This window comes from Mesorhizobium sp. L-2-11 (assembly GCF_016756595.1).
In the GTDB taxonomy this organism is placed as follows: domain Bacteria; phylum Pseudomonadota; class Alphaproteobacteria; order Rhizobiales; family Rhizobiaceae; genus Mesorhizobium.
Genome location: NZ_AP023257.1, coordinates 1,455,001 through 1,470,024, shown reverse-complemented (window position 1 = coordinate 1,470,024; position 15,024 = coordinate 1,455,001). Strand labels below are relative to the sequence as shown.

The window sequence follows — 15,024 nt, the reverse complement described above, 5'->3', positions numbered from 1 at the left end:
AGCTTGCATTCTGATTAACTCTGAGTAAGTTACACCAATTGCCGTGGCAAAATGGCATTTCGGGAGGGTATCCGTTGAGCGACTCCGGCCGCCAGCGTCAGATCGTCGAGCTGTTGCGGGATCGCCCCTTCGCCTCGGTGCGCGAGCTGCAGGAGCGGCTCGGCGTATCGGCTGCGACGGTGCGGCGCGATATCGACAAGATCGACGAGGCCGGCGAGGCACGCAAGGTCTATGGCGGCATCTCGGCGCTCGATGGCGCTGCGCAGGCGGGCGTCGCCTATGCCAGGCCCTACGACGAGAACCGCGATCTCGCGGTCGAGGCCAAACGGCAGATCGCCGCTCTCGCGGCGACCATGGTGCGCGATGGCGACGCCGTCATCGTGCATGGGGGTTCGACCTGCTTCCATCTCGGCGTCAAGCTCGCCGACCGCAACATCCGGCTCTATACCAATTCGATGCCGCTCGTGGCCTATTTGAGCGACCACGGCCATTGCAGCCTGACCGTTGCCGGCGGTGAACTGCATCGCGAGCCTGGCATCATCCATTCGCTCACCCAGGCCGTGCCCTTCTATGCGTCGAAGTTCTTTCTTGGCGCGCAGGGCATCAGCCAGCAGGGCGTGCTGGAATCGCATCCGCTGCTGGTTCGCTCCATCGTCGAGCTCAGCCTATGTGCCGACCAGATCGTGGTGCTGGCCGACAGCCGCAAACTGTCTATCCACGCGCGCAACGTCGCACTGCCCTTGTCGCGCATCGGCACGCTGGTGACCGACGACGGCCTGTCCGATGCCGACGCGCGTATGCTCGAAGATGCCGGCGTCATGGTGCGGATCGCCTCTGCCTCGGGGGCCGTCCAGTGAAGGTGGCTGTCCTCGACTTCGGCAAGACCAACTCGAAGCTGTTCGTCTTCGACCAGCACGGGCAGATTCTGGGTGAGCGCCGGACCCAGCCGAACTGGACGCGCGAAGGCGGCTTCAGCGTGCTCGACGAAGCAGCGCTTCACGATTGGGCGGCGCGCGCGGTCGGCGAAGCGGTCGACGTCCATGGCATAGAGGGCTTGATGGTTTCGGGCCATGGCTGCACCTTTGCCTTGGTCGACGATGCGGCGCTAACCCATCCGATACTCGACTACGAGCAAGAGCCGCCGCCTGAGATCGCCGCGCAGATCGGTCGCCGCATTCCGGATTTCGCCGAAACCTTCTCGCCGCGCCTGCCGCTCGGCTTCAACTATGGTCGCCACATGCTGTGGCTGAAGACGGTGCAACCAAGCGCGTTCGCCGCCGCCAAAGCGATGCTCGGTTATCCACAATACTGGAGCTGGCGCTTTGGCGGTCGGGCGGTGTCGGAGGTTTCCTATCTCGGCTGCCACTCGCATCTGTGGGCACCGCGCAAGCGTGATTTCTCGTCGCTGGTCGACGCCGAGGGTTGGCGCTGCCAAATGCCCGCCTTCGAGCGTGCCGGCGCGGTGATCGGCGAGCAGCGCTTTGGCGGAGCGACACGGCCGATCGCCATTCACAACGGTGTCCATGACAGCAATGCGGCGCTCCATGCCTATCGTCGGCAGCAGCTTGGTCCGGTCACCGTCGTCTCGACCGGCACCTGGGTTGTGGTGCTCAATCCGGACTGCCCGCTCGACGCGCTCGATCGCGACCGTGACATGCTGGTCAATGTCGATGTCGACGGCGGCCCGGTGCCGACCATCCGCTTCATGGGCGGCCGCGAATTCGCAGTGATCAGCAACGGTTGGCAGGGCGCGATCGCCCCCTCAGCCGTGCAGCAGGTGATCGGCGCCGGCATCATGGCGCTGCCCAGCTTCGCGCCGGGCGGGCCGATGCCTGGCCATCCCGGCGAATTGGTCGGCCGCACGCCCGACGCGGAGGAGCGCGCGGCCGTGGCGCTGCTCTATGTCGCGCTAATGGTCGACCTGTGTCTCGACCTGATCCATTCGAACGACACCGTGATCGTCGATGGCGGGCTGAACAGTGGCGGCCTGCTTGCCAGCCTGCTGGCGCAGCTGCGTCCCGGCCAGGCCTTCATGCAGGGCGCCACGCTGGAGGGCAGCGCCACTGGAGCGGCGGCTCTCGCCTTCGAGAGTGTTGGACGCGAATTTGCCGCCGAGGCGCCGGAGCCGGTACGCGCCTCGAGCTTCACCGGGCTTGCCCTCTATCGCGACAGCTGGCGCGGCCTCGCCACCGACCGAGGCGTCGCTGATGCCGCAGCGGGAGGTGCACGATGACCGCCGCTGCCCGGATCGAAACCGTGCGCCAGCCGGTGCTGGAGATGCGGCACATCTCCAAGACGTTCGGCCCAATTCGCGCCTTGCAGGACGTATCGCTGACCATCCATGCCGGTGAACTGCACGCGCTGATGGGCGAAAACGGCGCCGGCAAGTCGACGCTGATGAAGGTGCTGTCCGGCGCCTATCGGCCGGATGCCGGCGGCGATATCCTGATCGACGGCATACCGGTCGCGACCGGCGACCCGATCAAGGCACGCGCCAACGGCATTGCCGTCATTTATCAGGAGCTGTCGCTGGCGCCCAACCTGACGGTCGCGCAGAACATCTTCCTCGGCAACGAGCCGAGACGGTTCGGCATCGTCGACCGCGACCAGTGCAATCGGCGCGCCAAGGAAATCATCGCACGGCTCGGCGTTTCCTTCTCGGCGCGCGCCTCGGTCTCCAGCCTGTCGCTTGGCGAACGCCAGCTGGTCGAAATCGCCCGCGCGCTGTCGACCAGCGCGCGCATCATCGTCATGGACGAGCCGACGACGTCGCTGACCTCGCGCGAGACCGACAGGCTGTTCGAGGTGATTGCGACGCTGAAGGCGCAGGGCATCGCCATCATCTACATCAGCCACCGCATGGAAGAGGTCTACCAGCTTGCCGACCGCGTCAGCGTGCTGCGCGACAGCGGCTATGTCGGCACGCTCGAACGCGCCGAGCTGAACGCCTCGCGCCTCGTCTCGATGATGGTTGGCCGTGACCTGTCCGCCTTCTACAAGAAGGATCACCGCCCGCCGGACAGCAAGCGCGCAATTGCACTGTCGGTGCGCGACATGGCGGACGGCAATCTCCTGAAAGGCTGCTCCTTCGACCTGCACAAGGGCGAAGTGCTGGCGCTGGCGGGCCTTGTCGGCTCGGGCCGCACCGAACTCGCGCGGCTGATTTTTGGCGCCGACAGGCACATATCAGGCACGCTGGAGCTCGACGGCAAGCCGATAGCCATCGGCTCGCCGCGCGAGGCGCTGGACGCCGGCATCGCCTATCTTACTGAAGACCGCAAGGAACTCGGCCTGTTCCTCGACATGTCGATTTCCGACAATATCAGCATGGGCGTGCTCGCCAGGGACGCGCAGGCCGGCGGTTTGCGCGACTTCGCCACGGCCGAAAGGCGCGCCGCCAAGGCCGTTTCTGAGCTTTCCATCCGCACCAGATCGGTGCAGGCCAATGCCGGCTCGCTGTCGGGCGGCAACCAGCAGAAGGTGCTGCTCGGCCGCCTGCTCGAAACCGAGCCGCGGGTCCTCATCCTCGACGAACCGACCCGCGGCGTCGATGTCGGGGCGAAATCGGAAATCTACCGGCTGATCGACGATCTCGCCAAGAAGGGCATCGCCATCCTGATGATCTCCAGCGAACTGCCGGAGGTGATCGGCGTCGCCGACCGCGTTCTGGTGATGCGCGACGGCACCATATCGGGCGAGGTGACGGCATCCGAGGGCCAGCCGCTCAGTCAGGAGGCAATCATGGAACTTGCAACGGGAGCGGCCCAGGGATGACCGACAAGGCAACCGAGATGAGCGCGGGCGACCAGGCTGTCGGCAGGAGCCGGCGGCTGCGCATGGCCTTCGCCGCGCTTGGCATGCTGCCGGTCCTGATCCTGTTGGCGGCCGGATTCCAGATCATGAACCCGCGCTTCCTCACCGAGACCAACCTGTTGATCGTCACCCAGCAGTCGTCGATCAACATCGTGCTTGCGGCCGGCATGACCTTCGTCATCCTGACCGGCGGCATCGACCTGTCCGTCGGCTCCATCCTTGCCGCCTCGGCGATGGTGGCGGTGATGGTGTCGCTGGTGCCGGAGTGGGGCATGCTCGGCGTGCCAGCGGCCATTCTGGTCGGCCTCGGCTTCGGCGTCATCAACGGGCTGCTCGTCGCCTATATCAAGCTGCCGCCCTTTATCGTCACGCTCGGTTCGCTGACCGCCGTGCGCGGCGTCGCCCGCCTGCTCGGCCAGGACACGACGGTGTTCAACTCGGACCTGCCGTTCGACTTCATCGGCAACGGTTCGCTGTTCGGCATTCCCTGGCTGGTCATCATTGCTCTGTCGGTGGTGGTGCTGACCTGGCTGGTGCTCAAGCGCACCGTGCTCGGCACCTGGATCTATGCCGTCGGCGGCAATGCCGAGGCCGCCCGCCTCACCGGCATCAAGGTGCCGCTGGTGCTGCTCTTCGTCTATGGCGTTTCAGGCCTTCTCGCTGGCCTTGGCGGCGCCATGTCGGCGGCCCGGCTCTACGCTGCCAATGGGCTGCAGCTTGGGCAGTCCTACGAACTCGACGCCATCGCCGCGGTCATTCTCGGCGGCACCAGCTTCGTCGGCGGCGTCGGCTCGATCTGGGGCACGCTGATCGGTGGCCTGATCATAGCGGTGCTCTCCAACGGACTCATCCTGGCCGGTGTTTCGGACATCTGGCAGTACATCATCAAGGGATTGGTCATCATCGTGGCGGTCGCCCTCGACCGCTACAGGCTCCAGGCAGGAGCAAGAACGTGATTGACCTTAGTCGCCGGCGTCGACGACCCGGTTTCATGTAACGCACCGTGAGAGGCGCGGGGCATCAGGAGGAGAAGAATGAAGACCATCGCTAAACTGCTCTGCGGCGTTGCCCTCGCGGCCGTCGCCGTCGCACCGGCTTCTGCCAAGGACCTGAACAAGGTCGGCATCTCGGTCGGCCTGCTCGGCAACCCGTTCTTCGTCGCGACCATCAAGGGCATCGAGGACGCGGCCAGGAAGATCAACCCGAACGTCGAGGTGACCTCGGTGTCGGCCGACTACGACCTCAACAAGCAGGTCTCGCAGGTCGACTCGTTCATCGCCGCCGGCGTCGACGTGATCATGCTCAACGCCGTCGACGCCAAGGCGATCGCGCCGGCGGTGAAGAAGGCGCAGGCCGCGGGCATCGTGGTTGCCGCGTTCGACGTATCGGCGCCGGGCGCCGACGTCACCGTGATGACCAACAACGTCAAGGCCGGCGAGGCGGCCTGCCAGTACCTCGTCGACCATACCGGTGGCAAGGGTGACTATGTCATCCTGAACGGCCCTGCATCTTCATCGATCCTGGAGCGGGTGAAGGGCTGCAAGGACGTGCTGGCAAAACACCCGGATATCAAGATCCTCTCCGACGACCAGAATGCCGAAGGCTCGCGCGACGGCGGCCTGAAGGTGTTCCAGTCGCTGCTGACCCGTTTCGACAAGATCGACGCGGTGTTCGCCATCAACGACCCGACGGCGATCGGCGCCCAGCTTGCGGCCAAGCAGCTCAACCGCTCGGAGTTCATCTTCACCGCAGTCGACGGCGCGCCCGACATCGAGAAGGAACTCGCTTCCGGCACGTCGATGATCAAGGCCTCGGCCTCGCAGGATCCCTATGTGATGGCCGGCCAGTCGCTGCAGATGGCAGCTGAAGTGCTCGCCGGCAAAAAGCCGGCCGAGGCGACGGTGCTGCTCGACCCGCAGCTGATCACGGCGGACAACCTGAAGGACTACAAGGGCTGGACCGCGGCCCGCTAGTTAAAGCCTCCCAAGGCTGGTGCGGCCGGGTGACCGGGCGCACCAATTTTTGTTTGAGCATCGGATTTTTCCCAACTTTTGGGTCCGATGCTCTCGAGCAGCAGGAGACGATCATGTCGCGCATTGGAATCCACTCTTTCGTCTGGTCGGCGAGCTCGGCGCAAGAAGACCTCGAGCGGACGCTGGCCAACACCAGGGAGGCGGGCTTCGAGCTGATCGAATTCTCCTATCTCGATCCCGCCAATGTCGATGTTGGCGGGCTGGCCAAGCGCATCGCCGACCTCGATCTCGGCGTGGCGATCAGCATCGGGCTGCCGCCCGACGGCGACATTTCAAGCGCCGACAAGGCGATTGCCGCGCACGGTGTCGAAGTCCTCAATGATACGATCGCGCTCACTCGCGATCTCGGCGGCCGGAAGGTCGCCGGCATCCTCTCGACCAGCCATGGATTGCAGACTGAGGCACCGACGCGCGATCAATGGAACCGCAGTGCCGCCACGCTTGCCAAGGTCGCGGAGACCGCCAAGGCCGCCGGTGTCACACTCAACCTCGAGATCGTCAACCGGTTCGAGAGCAATCTGCTCAACACCGCGGCGCAAGGGTTGGCCTTCATCGAGGACACCGGTTCCGACAACATTTTTTTGCATCTCGACACGTTCCATATGAACATCGAGGAGGCCGATATCGGGTTGGCCATCCACCACGCCGCCAAAAAGATCGGCTATGTCCATATCGGCGAGAGCCATCGCGGCTTCCTCGGCACCGGCAACATCGACTTTGCCGCGATCTTCGATGCGCTGACCGCAATCGGCTATGGCGACGACCTCAGCTTCGAATCCTTCTCATCGGAGATCGTCGACGAGAACCTGTCGAAGAAAACCGCCATCTGGCGCAATCTGTGGACCGACAATATGGAGCTGGCCCGGCATGCGCGCCGCTTCATCGCCATCGGGCTGGAGACGGCGCGGCGCAAGGCCGAGCTTGTTGCGTCAAGCCATCAGCCTTAGCTCCGGTTGCGATCCTCAGGCCAGCTCAAAACGTTCCACGGCACGCATGATGCCACGCAGCTCGGCCAAGCCTTTCAGGCGGCCGATCAAAGAGTAGCCGGGGTTGATCCTGGTCTTGCCGATATCGTCGGCGAGCAGATGGCCATGATCGGGTCGCATGGGAATCCGCCAATCGGCGCGACCTTCGCTACGGCGGCGCGTCTCTTCCTGCATCAAAGCGAGGACGACATGCGCCATGTCGGTGCCGCCCTCCAGATGCTCGGCTTCATGGAAGGAGCCGTCATCCTCGATGGTTACATTGCGCAGATGGACGAAATGGATCCGGTCGGCGAACTCCTTGACCATGCCGACAATGTCATTGTCGGCGCGCGTACCGTAGGAGCCGGTGCAGAATGTCAGGCCGTTGGCCGGACTGTCGACGGCGTTGAGGATGAAACGCGCGTCCTCGGCGGTCGAAACGATCCGTGGCAGGCCATAGAGCGAGAATGGCGGGTCGTCGGGATGGATGCACATGCGCACCCCCTCCTGCTCGGCCATCGGAATGATCTCGCGCAGAAACCAGGCAAGATTGTCGCGCAACTCCTTCGGCCCGATCGAGTCATATTCAGCCAATGCCTCGCGAAAACTATCACGGTCGTAGCTGCGCTCGGTCGCCGGCAGGCCGGCAATGAGATTGCGCTCGATCCTGTCGATCTGCTCTTCGCTCAATTGCTTCAGTCGGGATTCCGCTTCGGCGATACGTGCCGCGCTGTAGCCGAATTCGGCATTCCTGCGCTTCAGGACGAACAGGTCGTAGGCGGCAAAATCGATCGCATCGAACCGCAGTGCGTAGCCCGTCGTTGGAAGCCGATAGGCAAGGTCGGTGCGGGTCCAGTCGACCACCGGCATGAAGTTATAGCAGATCGTCGCAATGCCAGCCTTGGCGAGCGCACGGATCGTCTCCTTGTACCAGTCGACATAGCGAAGCCGTTCCGCCGAGCCGATCTTGATCGAATTGTGGACGGGAATGCTTTCCACAACCGACCAGGTCAGCCCTTCGGCCTCGATGATCCGCTTGCGCTCCAAAATGTCCGTCAAAGGCCAGGCGCGGCCGTCATAGATATTATGCAGGGCGGATACAACGCCCGTGGCTCCGGCCTGCTTGACATGATCGAGCGTCACCGGGTCGTCAGGGCCATACCAGCGCCAGCATTGTTCCATCGAGGCTTTTCCTTTGCGATAAAACGGAACCGTATTGTTGGGCCACAATGGAAGTCAAATCTTAGGAGTTTGCGCAATGAAGGATTTCGACGGCAAGATCGCTCTGGTGACGGGGACGACCGGGATCGGCCTGGCAACCGCCAGACGTCTTGCGGCGGGTGGGGCGGCGATTATCGCCTGCGGCATCGACCGCGCGGCCAACACGGCGATGAGAGCGGAACTGGACAGCTCCGGCGCTGAGGCACTGGTCGTGGCCGTCGACGTCTCCGTGCCGGATCAGGTCCGCGACGCGGTCGCAGCCGGTGTCGAGCGGTTCGGCGGCCTCGATATCATCGTCAATTCCGCGGCGGTCCATCCGTATGGCACCGCAGTTAGCACCGATTTCGACAGCTGGAACCGGGCGATGTCCGTCAATGTCGGCTCGATCTACCTGACCGCGCATTTTGGTATTCCGGAAATGACCAGGCGAGGCGGCGGCGCCATCGTCAACGTGGCTTCGGTGCAAGGTTTCGCCTGCCAGCAGAACGTCGCCGCCTACGCCACGACCAAGGGCGCCATCCACACATTGACGCGCGCTCTGGCGCTCGACCACGCGCGCTCCGGCATTCGCGTCAATTCCGTCAGCCCGGGCTCGATCCGCACCCCGATCCTGGAAAAGGCGGCGCGCGGCGAAAACGGCACCGACGCCGATGTCGAGGCCGCCTACAGGCGCTTCGGCGAAGCACACCCCATCGGGCGCATCGGCGAGCCGGAGGAAGTGGCGGAACTCATCGCCTTTCTGTGTTCGTCGAAAGCCGGGTTCTGCACCGGCGCGGACTACAGGATCGATGGCGGCCTGACTGCCGGCATCGGCGTGAAGTAGAACGGGGGCGTGAAGTAGAACGGGAAAATCGGCCCCGGCTTTACGGGAGAAATTGTCGTCGGACGATTTTAGGTCAGCCGCCACACGTAGCACCGTGGCGAACCAATAGCGCATAACATGCGCGAGTGCGAATAGTGCACTTGCAGCCGGTTCAGCCGTCTGATTCCCTTGGTCACGCTCGGCTGTCCTGATTCGCGCACTGTCCAAAGTATTTGCAGTGCGCCGGGAACAAGCCTTCCACCGACCGCTGCGCTTGCGCATTCAAGGGGAGAGACGGCAAATGAACACTGCAACAAGGCCGGAAATCTCGGAGATGAGGCCCAAGATATCCGTCATCGGGGTTGGCGGCGGTGGCGGCAACGCCATCAACAACATGATCGCCGAAGGCTTGCAGGGCACCGAGTTCATCGTTGCCAACACCGATGCCCAGGCGCTCACCATGTCGAAGGCAACGCGGCTGATCCAATTGGGAGCGCACGTCACGGAAGGCCTCGGTGCAGGATCCCTGCCCGAGGTCGGCCATGCCGCGGCCGTGGAATCGATCGACGAAATCATGGACCATCTTGCGGGAACGCATATGTGCTTCGTGACCGCGGGCATGGGAGGCGGAACTGGAACCGGTGCAGCACCGGTCATAGCGCAGGCCGCGCGCAACGCGGGAATACTGACCGTCGCCGTCGTCACCAAGCCGTTCGTCTTCGAAGGAAACCGCCGAATGCATGCCGCCAATGAGGGCATCGAGCGGCTGCGCGAAAGCGCCGATACCGTCATCGTCATCCCGAACCAGAACCTTTTCAGGATCGCCGATGCCAAGACGACGTTCGCGGACGCGTTCGCCATGGCGGATCGCGTTCTCTACGCCGGCGTCGGCTGCATCACCGATCTCATCGTCAAGGAGGGCCTGATCAATCTCGACTTTGCCGATGTGAAGTCGGTGATGCGCGATATGGGACGCGCGATGATGGGGACCGGCGAAGCCACCGGGGAGGACCGCGCAAGGAAGGCAGCCGAAGCGGCGATCGCAAACCCGCTTCTCGACGAAGCGTCGATGATGGGCGCCAAGGGCGTCCTTGTCTCGATATCGGGCGGCACTGACATGACGCTGTTCGAGGTCGACGAAGCCGCCACCCGTATACGCGAAGAGGTCGACGCCGATGCCGACATCATCGTCGGCGCCATTTTCGACAAGGCGCTCGCAGGAAAATTCAGGGTGTCGGTTGTTGCGACGGGATTGCGGCGGGGGCTTGAGATTCCGCTGACGGTGGGATTGGAAAGCCGTGTCAGCTGAACGATGCCCTCATGGCGGCCGGCCGTGGGATTTGTCTTGAAGGTCCGCCACTTTCGAGATCGCAGGCAGACCATGTCTGGCGGACCGCTTGCCAGCCGGGATTGTTACGGGGTGGGCCCGCGGCTCGGATTAAGCTCTTGATCTTCTGCAATACTCTGTGGAATTGGAGCCCAGCGTTGTAAGCGGTCAGCCGATAACGTCAGGCCTAAAGTTCCAAGGCATGAGCATTTCGATTTCGGATGCCGGCCAGCCTTGAGCGATGCGGGTCAAGGTCTGCGAGAGCCAGTCGAGCGGATCGACGCTGTTCATTTTGCAGGTTTGCAGCAAGGTGGCTACCGTCGCCCAGGTTCGTCCACCGCCGTGGCTGCCGGCGAATAGACTATTCTTTCGCGTGATCGTCTGGGGCCTGATTGCACGCTCGACGATATTGGAGTCGATTTCGATGCGACCGTCCATCAGAAAGCGTTCCAGCGCCTCCCGCCGGGTGAGCGCGTAGCGGATCGCCTCGGCGGTCTTGGATTTTCCGGAGACCTTGCCCAGTTCCGCTTCCCATAGATCGAAGAGGCTCGCGACAATGGCCACGGACTTTTCCTGACGTAGCGCGGCGCGGCTTCCGGCATCCTTGCCGCGGACCTCGTCCTCGACCTTCCACAATTCGGTCATGGCGATGATCGAATCCGTCGCGGCCTGCGAGACCCCGCTGATGTGCAGGTCGTAGAATTTGCGCCGCAGGTGAGCCCAGCACCCGGCGAGCCGGATTGTTTCATTGCTGCCGGCTTTGGCCCGTGCCTTGACCAGGTTGGTATAGGCCGAGTAGCCATCCACTTGCAGGATACCGCTGAATCCGGCGAGGTGGCGCGCCACGCAATCCGCACCTCTGCTGTCTTCAAAACGATAGGCAACCATTGGCGGACTGGTTCCGCCATAGGGTCGGTCATCCCGTGCGTAGGCCCACAACCAGGCTTTCGTGGTTTTCCCGGAACCAGGGGCAAGGGTGGGCAAGGTCGTCTCGTCGGCGAAGACCCTTTCGCCCTCCTTGATGCGCTCCAGTATGTAATCAGCAAGCATCTGCAGCTCGAAGCCCAGATGCCCCATCCACTGCGCCATCAACGACCGGCTGATCTCGACGCCGTCGCGCAGATAGATCGCCTCCTGCCGATAAAGCGGGAGGCCGTCGGCGTATTTGGAGACGGCGATATAGGCGAGCAGCCGCTCCGTCGGCAGCCCGCTTTCGATGATGTGCGCCGGCGCCAGAGCCTGGACCACGCCGTCACGGCCCCGGAAGGCGTATTTGGGACGGCGCGTGACGATGACCTGGAACTTCGGCGGCACGACGTCCAGCCGCTCGGATCGATCCTCGCCGATCAGAACCTTTTCAAGCCCCTCGCAGTCGGCCGGGATTTCCGGCTCGACGACCTCCTCGATGCGTTCGAGGTGGGCAGCAAAGCCCTTGCGCGGACGCGGGGCGCGCTTCGGCTTGTTCCCGACCGCGCGGTCGAGTTCGCTCCGGATTTCCGAAAGGCCGGTCTCGACCTCTTCGAAGGCAAAGGAGGCCTGCTCGTCGTCGATGGCCAGGCGTAGCCGCTCGGAACGCGTGCCATGTTGCGTGCGCTGTAAAACTTTCAGGATTGACGTGAGATTGGCGATCCGCTCGCTGGCGCTTTTCTCGACAGCTTTCAGCCGGGCGACCTCCGCCTCAGATGCTGCGATCCGAGCGTCGGCGACTGCGATCCGGGCCTCGCTTGCAGCCTGCTCGCGAGCCATGGAAAGGATCATCGCCTTCAGCGCATCAACGTCGTCGGGAAGGGCAAGACCCGGTAGAACCATGGCAAGCAACAGAGCACAAAAACAGCCGCTTTCCCAACCGTTCCAGCCGCATGATTCATCTTGCCGCAGGCCGGTTTCAGCCCGTCGATAACGGCCGCCTGACCCTGGCCGGACGAATCTTTTTCCAGTCCAGTCCGGCCAGAAGCGCCATCAACTGGGCGTGGTCGAGACGCATGCGCGCGGCCGATATCCCCGGCCAGCAGAAGCTGTGATCTTCCAGAGTCTTCGAATAAAGACAAACCCCGCTGCCGTCCCACCACACGATGCGAACCCGGTCCGCACGCTTCGAACGGAATACGTGAAGTGCCCCCGAGAATGGGTCCAGGCCGCCATCCCTGACCAGCGCCATCAAAGATGCCGCGCCCTTGCGGAAGTCGACCGGCTGGCACGACACGTAAACCACCACACCGGAAGCGATCATGCCTTACGAACCGCGCGGATGATCCTCGCCAGGCGATCGGGATCGACATCGCCGCCGGCGCGCACCACTGCGTCGCCAATGACGATTTCCACCGTGTCGCTGCCCACCGCTTCAAAGCGCGTGAACTTCGCCGGCTTGCTCGCTCCCTCCGTCAGTGGCGCAACCATGCCCGACGAAAGCGCCTTGCGGCGCCACGCATAGAGCTGCGAGGGGTCCAGCCCCTCGGAACGCGCAACCGCCGAGACATTGCCCCCTGGCGAGAACGCTTCGGCGACAAGCCGTGCCTTCTCTTCGTCCGACCGATGGCGCGGCTTGCGTCGGGACGGCACAGGCTCCGCCGTCAAAATCTCGAATGTTCGATGATGGCTCATACTGTCGCTCATAGGATTCTCCGCATGATTCATGCTGAAAATGAGCGATCAACCGCCTGCACGCTACGTGGGGACGCCTACGCGCTTACCCAGCGTTCATGGCGCGCGCCGCGTGAACAGGGTGCGGAACATCTCCTCGGCCCGTCGCAGGCCCTCATCTGTCAGAACCACCGACTTCGCCTTGTTTGCTGGATTGGCGATCAGTCCCTTCTGGTGCAAGCGATCCAGAGCATCCCAATCCAATCCCTTCCAGGCGCGCCTCTCTTCATGCAGCGTTAGCCAAAGCAGCCCCAGAACGGCATTGTCGATCTTGTCGGTGTCCATCTCCATGCCAAGCAGTTTAGCACGGGAAGACGGCGCCTGCCGAGACCGACACCGTCGGGCAACTTGATGAGGATCAAACTGGCCGCACGAGACCCCAAACGCAAAACGGCCCGCGTGATGCGGGCCGTTTTTGTTTGGTTGCGGGGACAGGATTTGAACCTGTGACCTTCAGGTTATGAGCCTGACGAGCTACCGGGCTGCTCCACCCCGCGTCAACTTCAGAAGTAAGCCTTGGCTCACTGGAATCAAGCTTGCGCCAACTGAAAGGGCCGCTTGCGCGGCCCGAGTTCCCGATTGGCGGGCCTTTTGGTAGAGAGAAGATTTTCCACACATCGACCCATTTTCGATTTTTGGAAAGTACGATGTGAAGGTGAAGATCCAACGTGCGTTTTGCAGACCTGGCAGCGACCTACTCTCCCGCGTCTTGAGACGAAGTACCATCAGCGCTGGAGCGTTTCACGGCCGAGTTCGGAATGGGATCGGGTGCAGCCGCTCCGCCATAACCACCAGGTCGGCAAAGCGCACGTTGTTCGAGAAGCTTTTTGAGCGAATAGCGATGAGGAAGTAGCCAATAGGGAAGCCTATTTTCTGCTCTCTGAGCTGTTCGCTGGTCTTATATGTGCCTTACCGTTCTTTGGTCCTGGCGCCTTTCGAAGCGAAGCTTCGCAAGGTCGACCGACCGTCGGCGCCGATGCGCCGCACCCACGTAGCGCCGCCCGCAGGGCGGAACGAGCGTGAGTGAGAACAGCCCATCTGACTTCGTCAGATGGGCATAGGGAATGAGAACGATCAAGCCGATCGAACTATTAGTACCGGTAAGCTTCAAGCGTTGCCGCTCTTCCACACCCGGCCTATCAACGTGGTCGTCTTCCACGGTTCTCAGGGAATACTCGTTTTAAGGTGGGTTTCCCGCTTAGATGCCTTCAGCGGTTATCCCGTCCGGATATAGCTACCCTGCTATGCGGCTGGCGCCACAACAGGTCCACCAGAGATCCGTCCATCCCGGTCCTCTCGTACTAGGGACAGATCCTTTCAATATTCCTACACCCACGGCAGATAGGGACCGAACTGTCTCACGACGTTCTGAACCCAACTCACGTACCGCTTTAAATGGCGAACAGCCATACCCTTGGGACCTGCTCCAGCCCCAGGATGCGATGAGTCGACATCGAGGTGCCAAACAACCCCGTCGATATGGACTCTTGGGGGTCATCAGCCTGTTATCCCCGGCGTACCTTTTATCCGTTGAGCGATGGCCCTTCCACGCGGGACCACCGGATCACTATGACCGACTTTCGTCTCTGCTCGACTTGTCAGTCTCGCAGTCAGGCAGGCTTATGCCATTGCACTCAGCGAACGATTTCCGACCGTTCTGAGCCCACCATCGCGCGCCTCCGTTACTCTTTAGGAGGCGACCGCCCCAGTCAAACTACCCACCATACATTGTCCCGGACCCGGATGACGGGCCGCGGTTAGACATCCATAGTGATAAGGGTGGTATTTCAAGGATGGCTCCACCTGAGCTGGCGCCCAGGTTTCAAAGCCTACCACCTATCCTACACATGCCACTACGAATGCCAATGTAAAGCTATAGTAAAGGTGCACGGGGTCTTTCCGTCTAACCGCAGGAACCCCGCATCTTCACGGGGAATTCAATTTCACTGAGTCTATGCTGGAGACAGCGGGGAAGTCGTTACGCCATTCGTGCAGGTCGGAACTTACCCGACAAGGAATTTCGCTACCTTAGGACCGTTATAGTTACGGCCGCCGTTTACTGGGGCTTCGATTCAGAGCTTGCACCCCTCCTCTTAACCTTCCAGCACCGGGCAGGCGTCAGACCCTATACGTCGTCTTGCGACTTCGCAGAGCCCTGTGTTTTTGATAAACAGTCGCTACCCCCTGGTCTGTGCCACCCTCCTCCACTTGCGTGGAAAAGGG

13 protein-coding genes, 1 tRNA gene and 2 rRNA genes (1 of these 16 only partly in view) are annotated in these 15,024 nt (G+C 62.5%); 8 read left to right on the top strand and 8 right to left on the bottom strand.

The features are described 5' to 3' along the window. Window positions 1–74 precede the first annotated feature (74 nt). From JG739_RS07080 to JG739_RS07055, 6 genes are all read left to right on the top strand, one after another. The gene (locus JG739_RS07080; protein ID WP_202365846.1) at window positions 75–857 is read left to right on the top strand and encodes a DeoR/GlpR family DNA-binding transcription regulator; all 783 of its coding nucleotides are present in this window, start codon (window positions 75–77) and stop codon (window positions 855–857) included. After that, window positions 854–2,233, top strand: coding sequence for an FGGY-family carbohydrate kinase (locus JG739_RS07075; protein ID WP_202365845.1), 1,380 nt, complete (start codon window positions 854–856; stop codon window positions 2,231–2,233). Before JG739_RS07080 ends, JG739_RS07075 begins: the two co-directional genes overlap by 4 nt. Then, window positions 2,230–3,774 carry a sugar ABC transporter ATP-binding protein gene (locus JG739_RS07070; RefSeq protein WP_202365844.1) on the top strand — a complete coding sequence of 515 codons (1,545 nt, stop codon included), beginning with the start codon at window positions 2,230–2,232 and terminating at the stop codon, window positions 3,772–3,774. The genes JG739_RS07075 and JG739_RS07070 overlap by 4 nt, the downstream gene beginning before the upstream one ends. Then, window positions 3,771–4,769, top strand: a complete 999-nt coding sequence (locus JG739_RS07065) for an ABC transporter permease subunit (RefSeq protein ID WP_202365843.1) — start codon at window positions 3,771–3,773, stop codon at window positions 4,767–4,769. The genes JG739_RS07070 and JG739_RS07065 overlap by 4 nt, the downstream gene beginning before the upstream one ends. Window positions 4,770–4,847: 78 nt before the next feature. After that, complete coding sequence (locus JG739_RS07060) at window positions 4,848–5,786, top strand: ABC transporter substrate-binding protein (protein ID WP_202365842.1); 939 nt, start codon at window positions 4,848–4,850, stop codon at window positions 5,784–5,786. A 113-nt stretch (window positions 5,787–5,899) separates the two neighbouring features. Beyond that, the gene (locus tag JG739_RS07055) at window positions 5,900–6,793 is read left to right on the top strand and encodes a sugar phosphate isomerase/epimerase family protein (RefSeq protein ID WP_202365841.1); all 894 of its coding nucleotides are present in this window, start codon (window positions 5,900–5,902) and stop codon (window positions 6,791–6,793) included. A gap of 15 nt (window positions 6,794–6,808) precedes the next feature. Here the strand turns inward: JG739_RS07055 and uxuA are convergent, their stop codons facing one another. Next, window positions 6,809–7,993, bottom strand: coding sequence for a mannonate dehydratase (uxuA, locus tag JG739_RS07050; protein WP_202365840.1), 1,185 nt, complete (start codon window positions 7,991–7,993; stop codon window positions 6,809–6,811). Between the two features lie 76 nt (window positions 7,994–8,069). Between uxuA and JG739_RS07045 the strand changes: the two genes are divergently transcribed. Continuing rightward, window positions 8,070–8,855: an SDR family NAD(P)-dependent oxidoreductase gene (locus tag JG739_RS07045; RefSeq protein ID WP_202365839.1), complete on the top strand. Its 786-nt coding sequence runs from the start codon at window positions 8,070–8,072 to the stop codon at window positions 8,853–8,855. A gap of 280 nt (window positions 8,856–9,135) precedes the next feature. After that, a complete protein-coding gene (gene ftsZ, locus JG739_RS07040; RefSeq protein ID WP_202365838.1) occupies window positions 9,136–10,143 on the top strand; it encodes a cell division protein FtsZ in 1,008 nt (335 codons plus the stop codon). 186 nt (window positions 10,144–10,329) lie between these two features. Here ftsZ and tnpC read toward each other — a convergent pair whose 3' ends face one another. From tnpC to JG739_RS07005, 7 genes are all read right to left on the bottom strand, one after another. Further along, window positions 10,330–11,970: an IS66 family transposase gene (gene tnpC / locus JG739_RS07035; RefSeq protein WP_183445373.1), complete on the bottom strand. Its 1,641-nt coding sequence runs from the start codon at window positions 11,968–11,970 to the stop codon at window positions 10,330–10,332. 76 nt (window positions 11,971–12,046) lie between these two features. Then, window positions 12,047–12,391, bottom strand: a complete 345-nt coding sequence (gene tnpB / locus JG739_RS07030) for an IS66 family insertion sequence element accessory protein TnpB (protein WP_183445374.1) — start codon at window positions 12,389–12,391, stop codon at window positions 12,047–12,049. Then, window positions 12,388–12,774: a transposase gene (locus JG739_RS07025; protein ID WP_183445375.1), complete on the bottom strand. Its 387-nt coding sequence runs from the start codon at window positions 12,772–12,774 to the stop codon at window positions 12,388–12,390. Before JG739_RS07025 ends, tnpB begins: the two co-directional genes overlap by 4 nt. A gap of 84 nt (window positions 12,775–12,858) precedes the next feature. Beyond that, complete coding sequence (locus JG739_RS07020) at window positions 12,859–13,092, bottom strand: DUF6429 family protein (protein WP_202365837.1); 234 nt, start codon at window positions 13,090–13,092, stop codon at window positions 12,859–12,861. Between the two features lie 129 nt (window positions 13,093–13,221). Beyond that, a tRNA-Met gene (locus tag JG739_RS07015) sits at window positions 13,222–13,298 on the bottom strand. Window positions 13,299–13,482: 184 nt separating this feature from the next. Further along, window positions 13,483–13,597: ribosomal RNA gene (rrf, locus tag JG739_RS07010) — 5S ribosomal RNA — on the bottom strand. A gap of 274 nt (window positions 13,598–13,871) precedes the next feature. After that, a 23S ribosomal RNA gene (locus JG739_RS07005) occupies window positions 13,872–15,024 on the bottom strand (it continues 1,667 nt past the right edge of the window).

Excerpts from the sequence above, each read along its gene's own strand:
- JG739_RS07020 (WP_202365837.1), bottom strand. The coding sequence starts at position 13,092 with ATGGAGATGGACACCGACAAGATCGACAATGCCGTTCTGGGGCTGCTT.
- JG739_RS07025 (WP_183445375.1), bottom strand. The coding sequence starts at position 12,774 with ATGAGCGACAGTATGAGCCATCATCGAACATTCGAGATTTTGACGGCG.
- JG739_RS07055 (WP_202365841.1), top strand. The coding sequence starts at position 5,900 with ATGTCGCGCATTGGAATCCACTCTTTCGTCTGGTCGGCGAGCTCGGCG.
- JG739_RS07045 (WP_202365839.1), top strand. The coding sequence starts at position 8,070 with ATGAAGGATTTCGACGGCAAGATCGCTCTGGTGACGGGGACGACCGGG.
- JG739_RS07070 (WP_202365844.1), top strand. The coding sequence starts at position 2,230 with ATGACCGCCGCTGCCCGGATCGAAACCGTGCGCCAGCCGGTGCTGGAG.
- JG739_RS07065 (WP_202365843.1), top strand. The coding sequence starts at position 3,771 with ATGACCGACAAGGCAACCGAGATGAGCGCGGGCGACCAGGCTGTCGGC.
- tnpB (WP_183445374.1), bottom strand. The coding sequence starts at position 12,391 with ATGATCGCTTCCGGTGTGGTGGTTTACGTGTCGTGCCAGCCGGTCGAC.
- tnpC (WP_183445373.1), bottom strand. The coding sequence starts at position 11,970 with ATGGTTCTACCGGGTCTTGCCCTTCCCGACGACGTTGATGCGCTGAAG.
- uxuA (WP_202365840.1), bottom strand. The coding sequence starts at position 7,993 with ATGGAACAATGCTGGCGCTGGTATGGCCCTGACGACCCGGTGACGCTC.
- ftsZ (WP_202365838.1), top strand. The coding sequence starts at position 9,136 with ATGAACACTGCAACAAGGCCGGAAATCTCGGAGATGAGGCCCAAGATA.
- JG739_RS07060 (WP_202365842.1), top strand. The coding sequence starts at position 4,848 with ATGAAGACCATCGCTAAACTGCTCTGCGGCGTTGCCCTCGCGGCCGTC.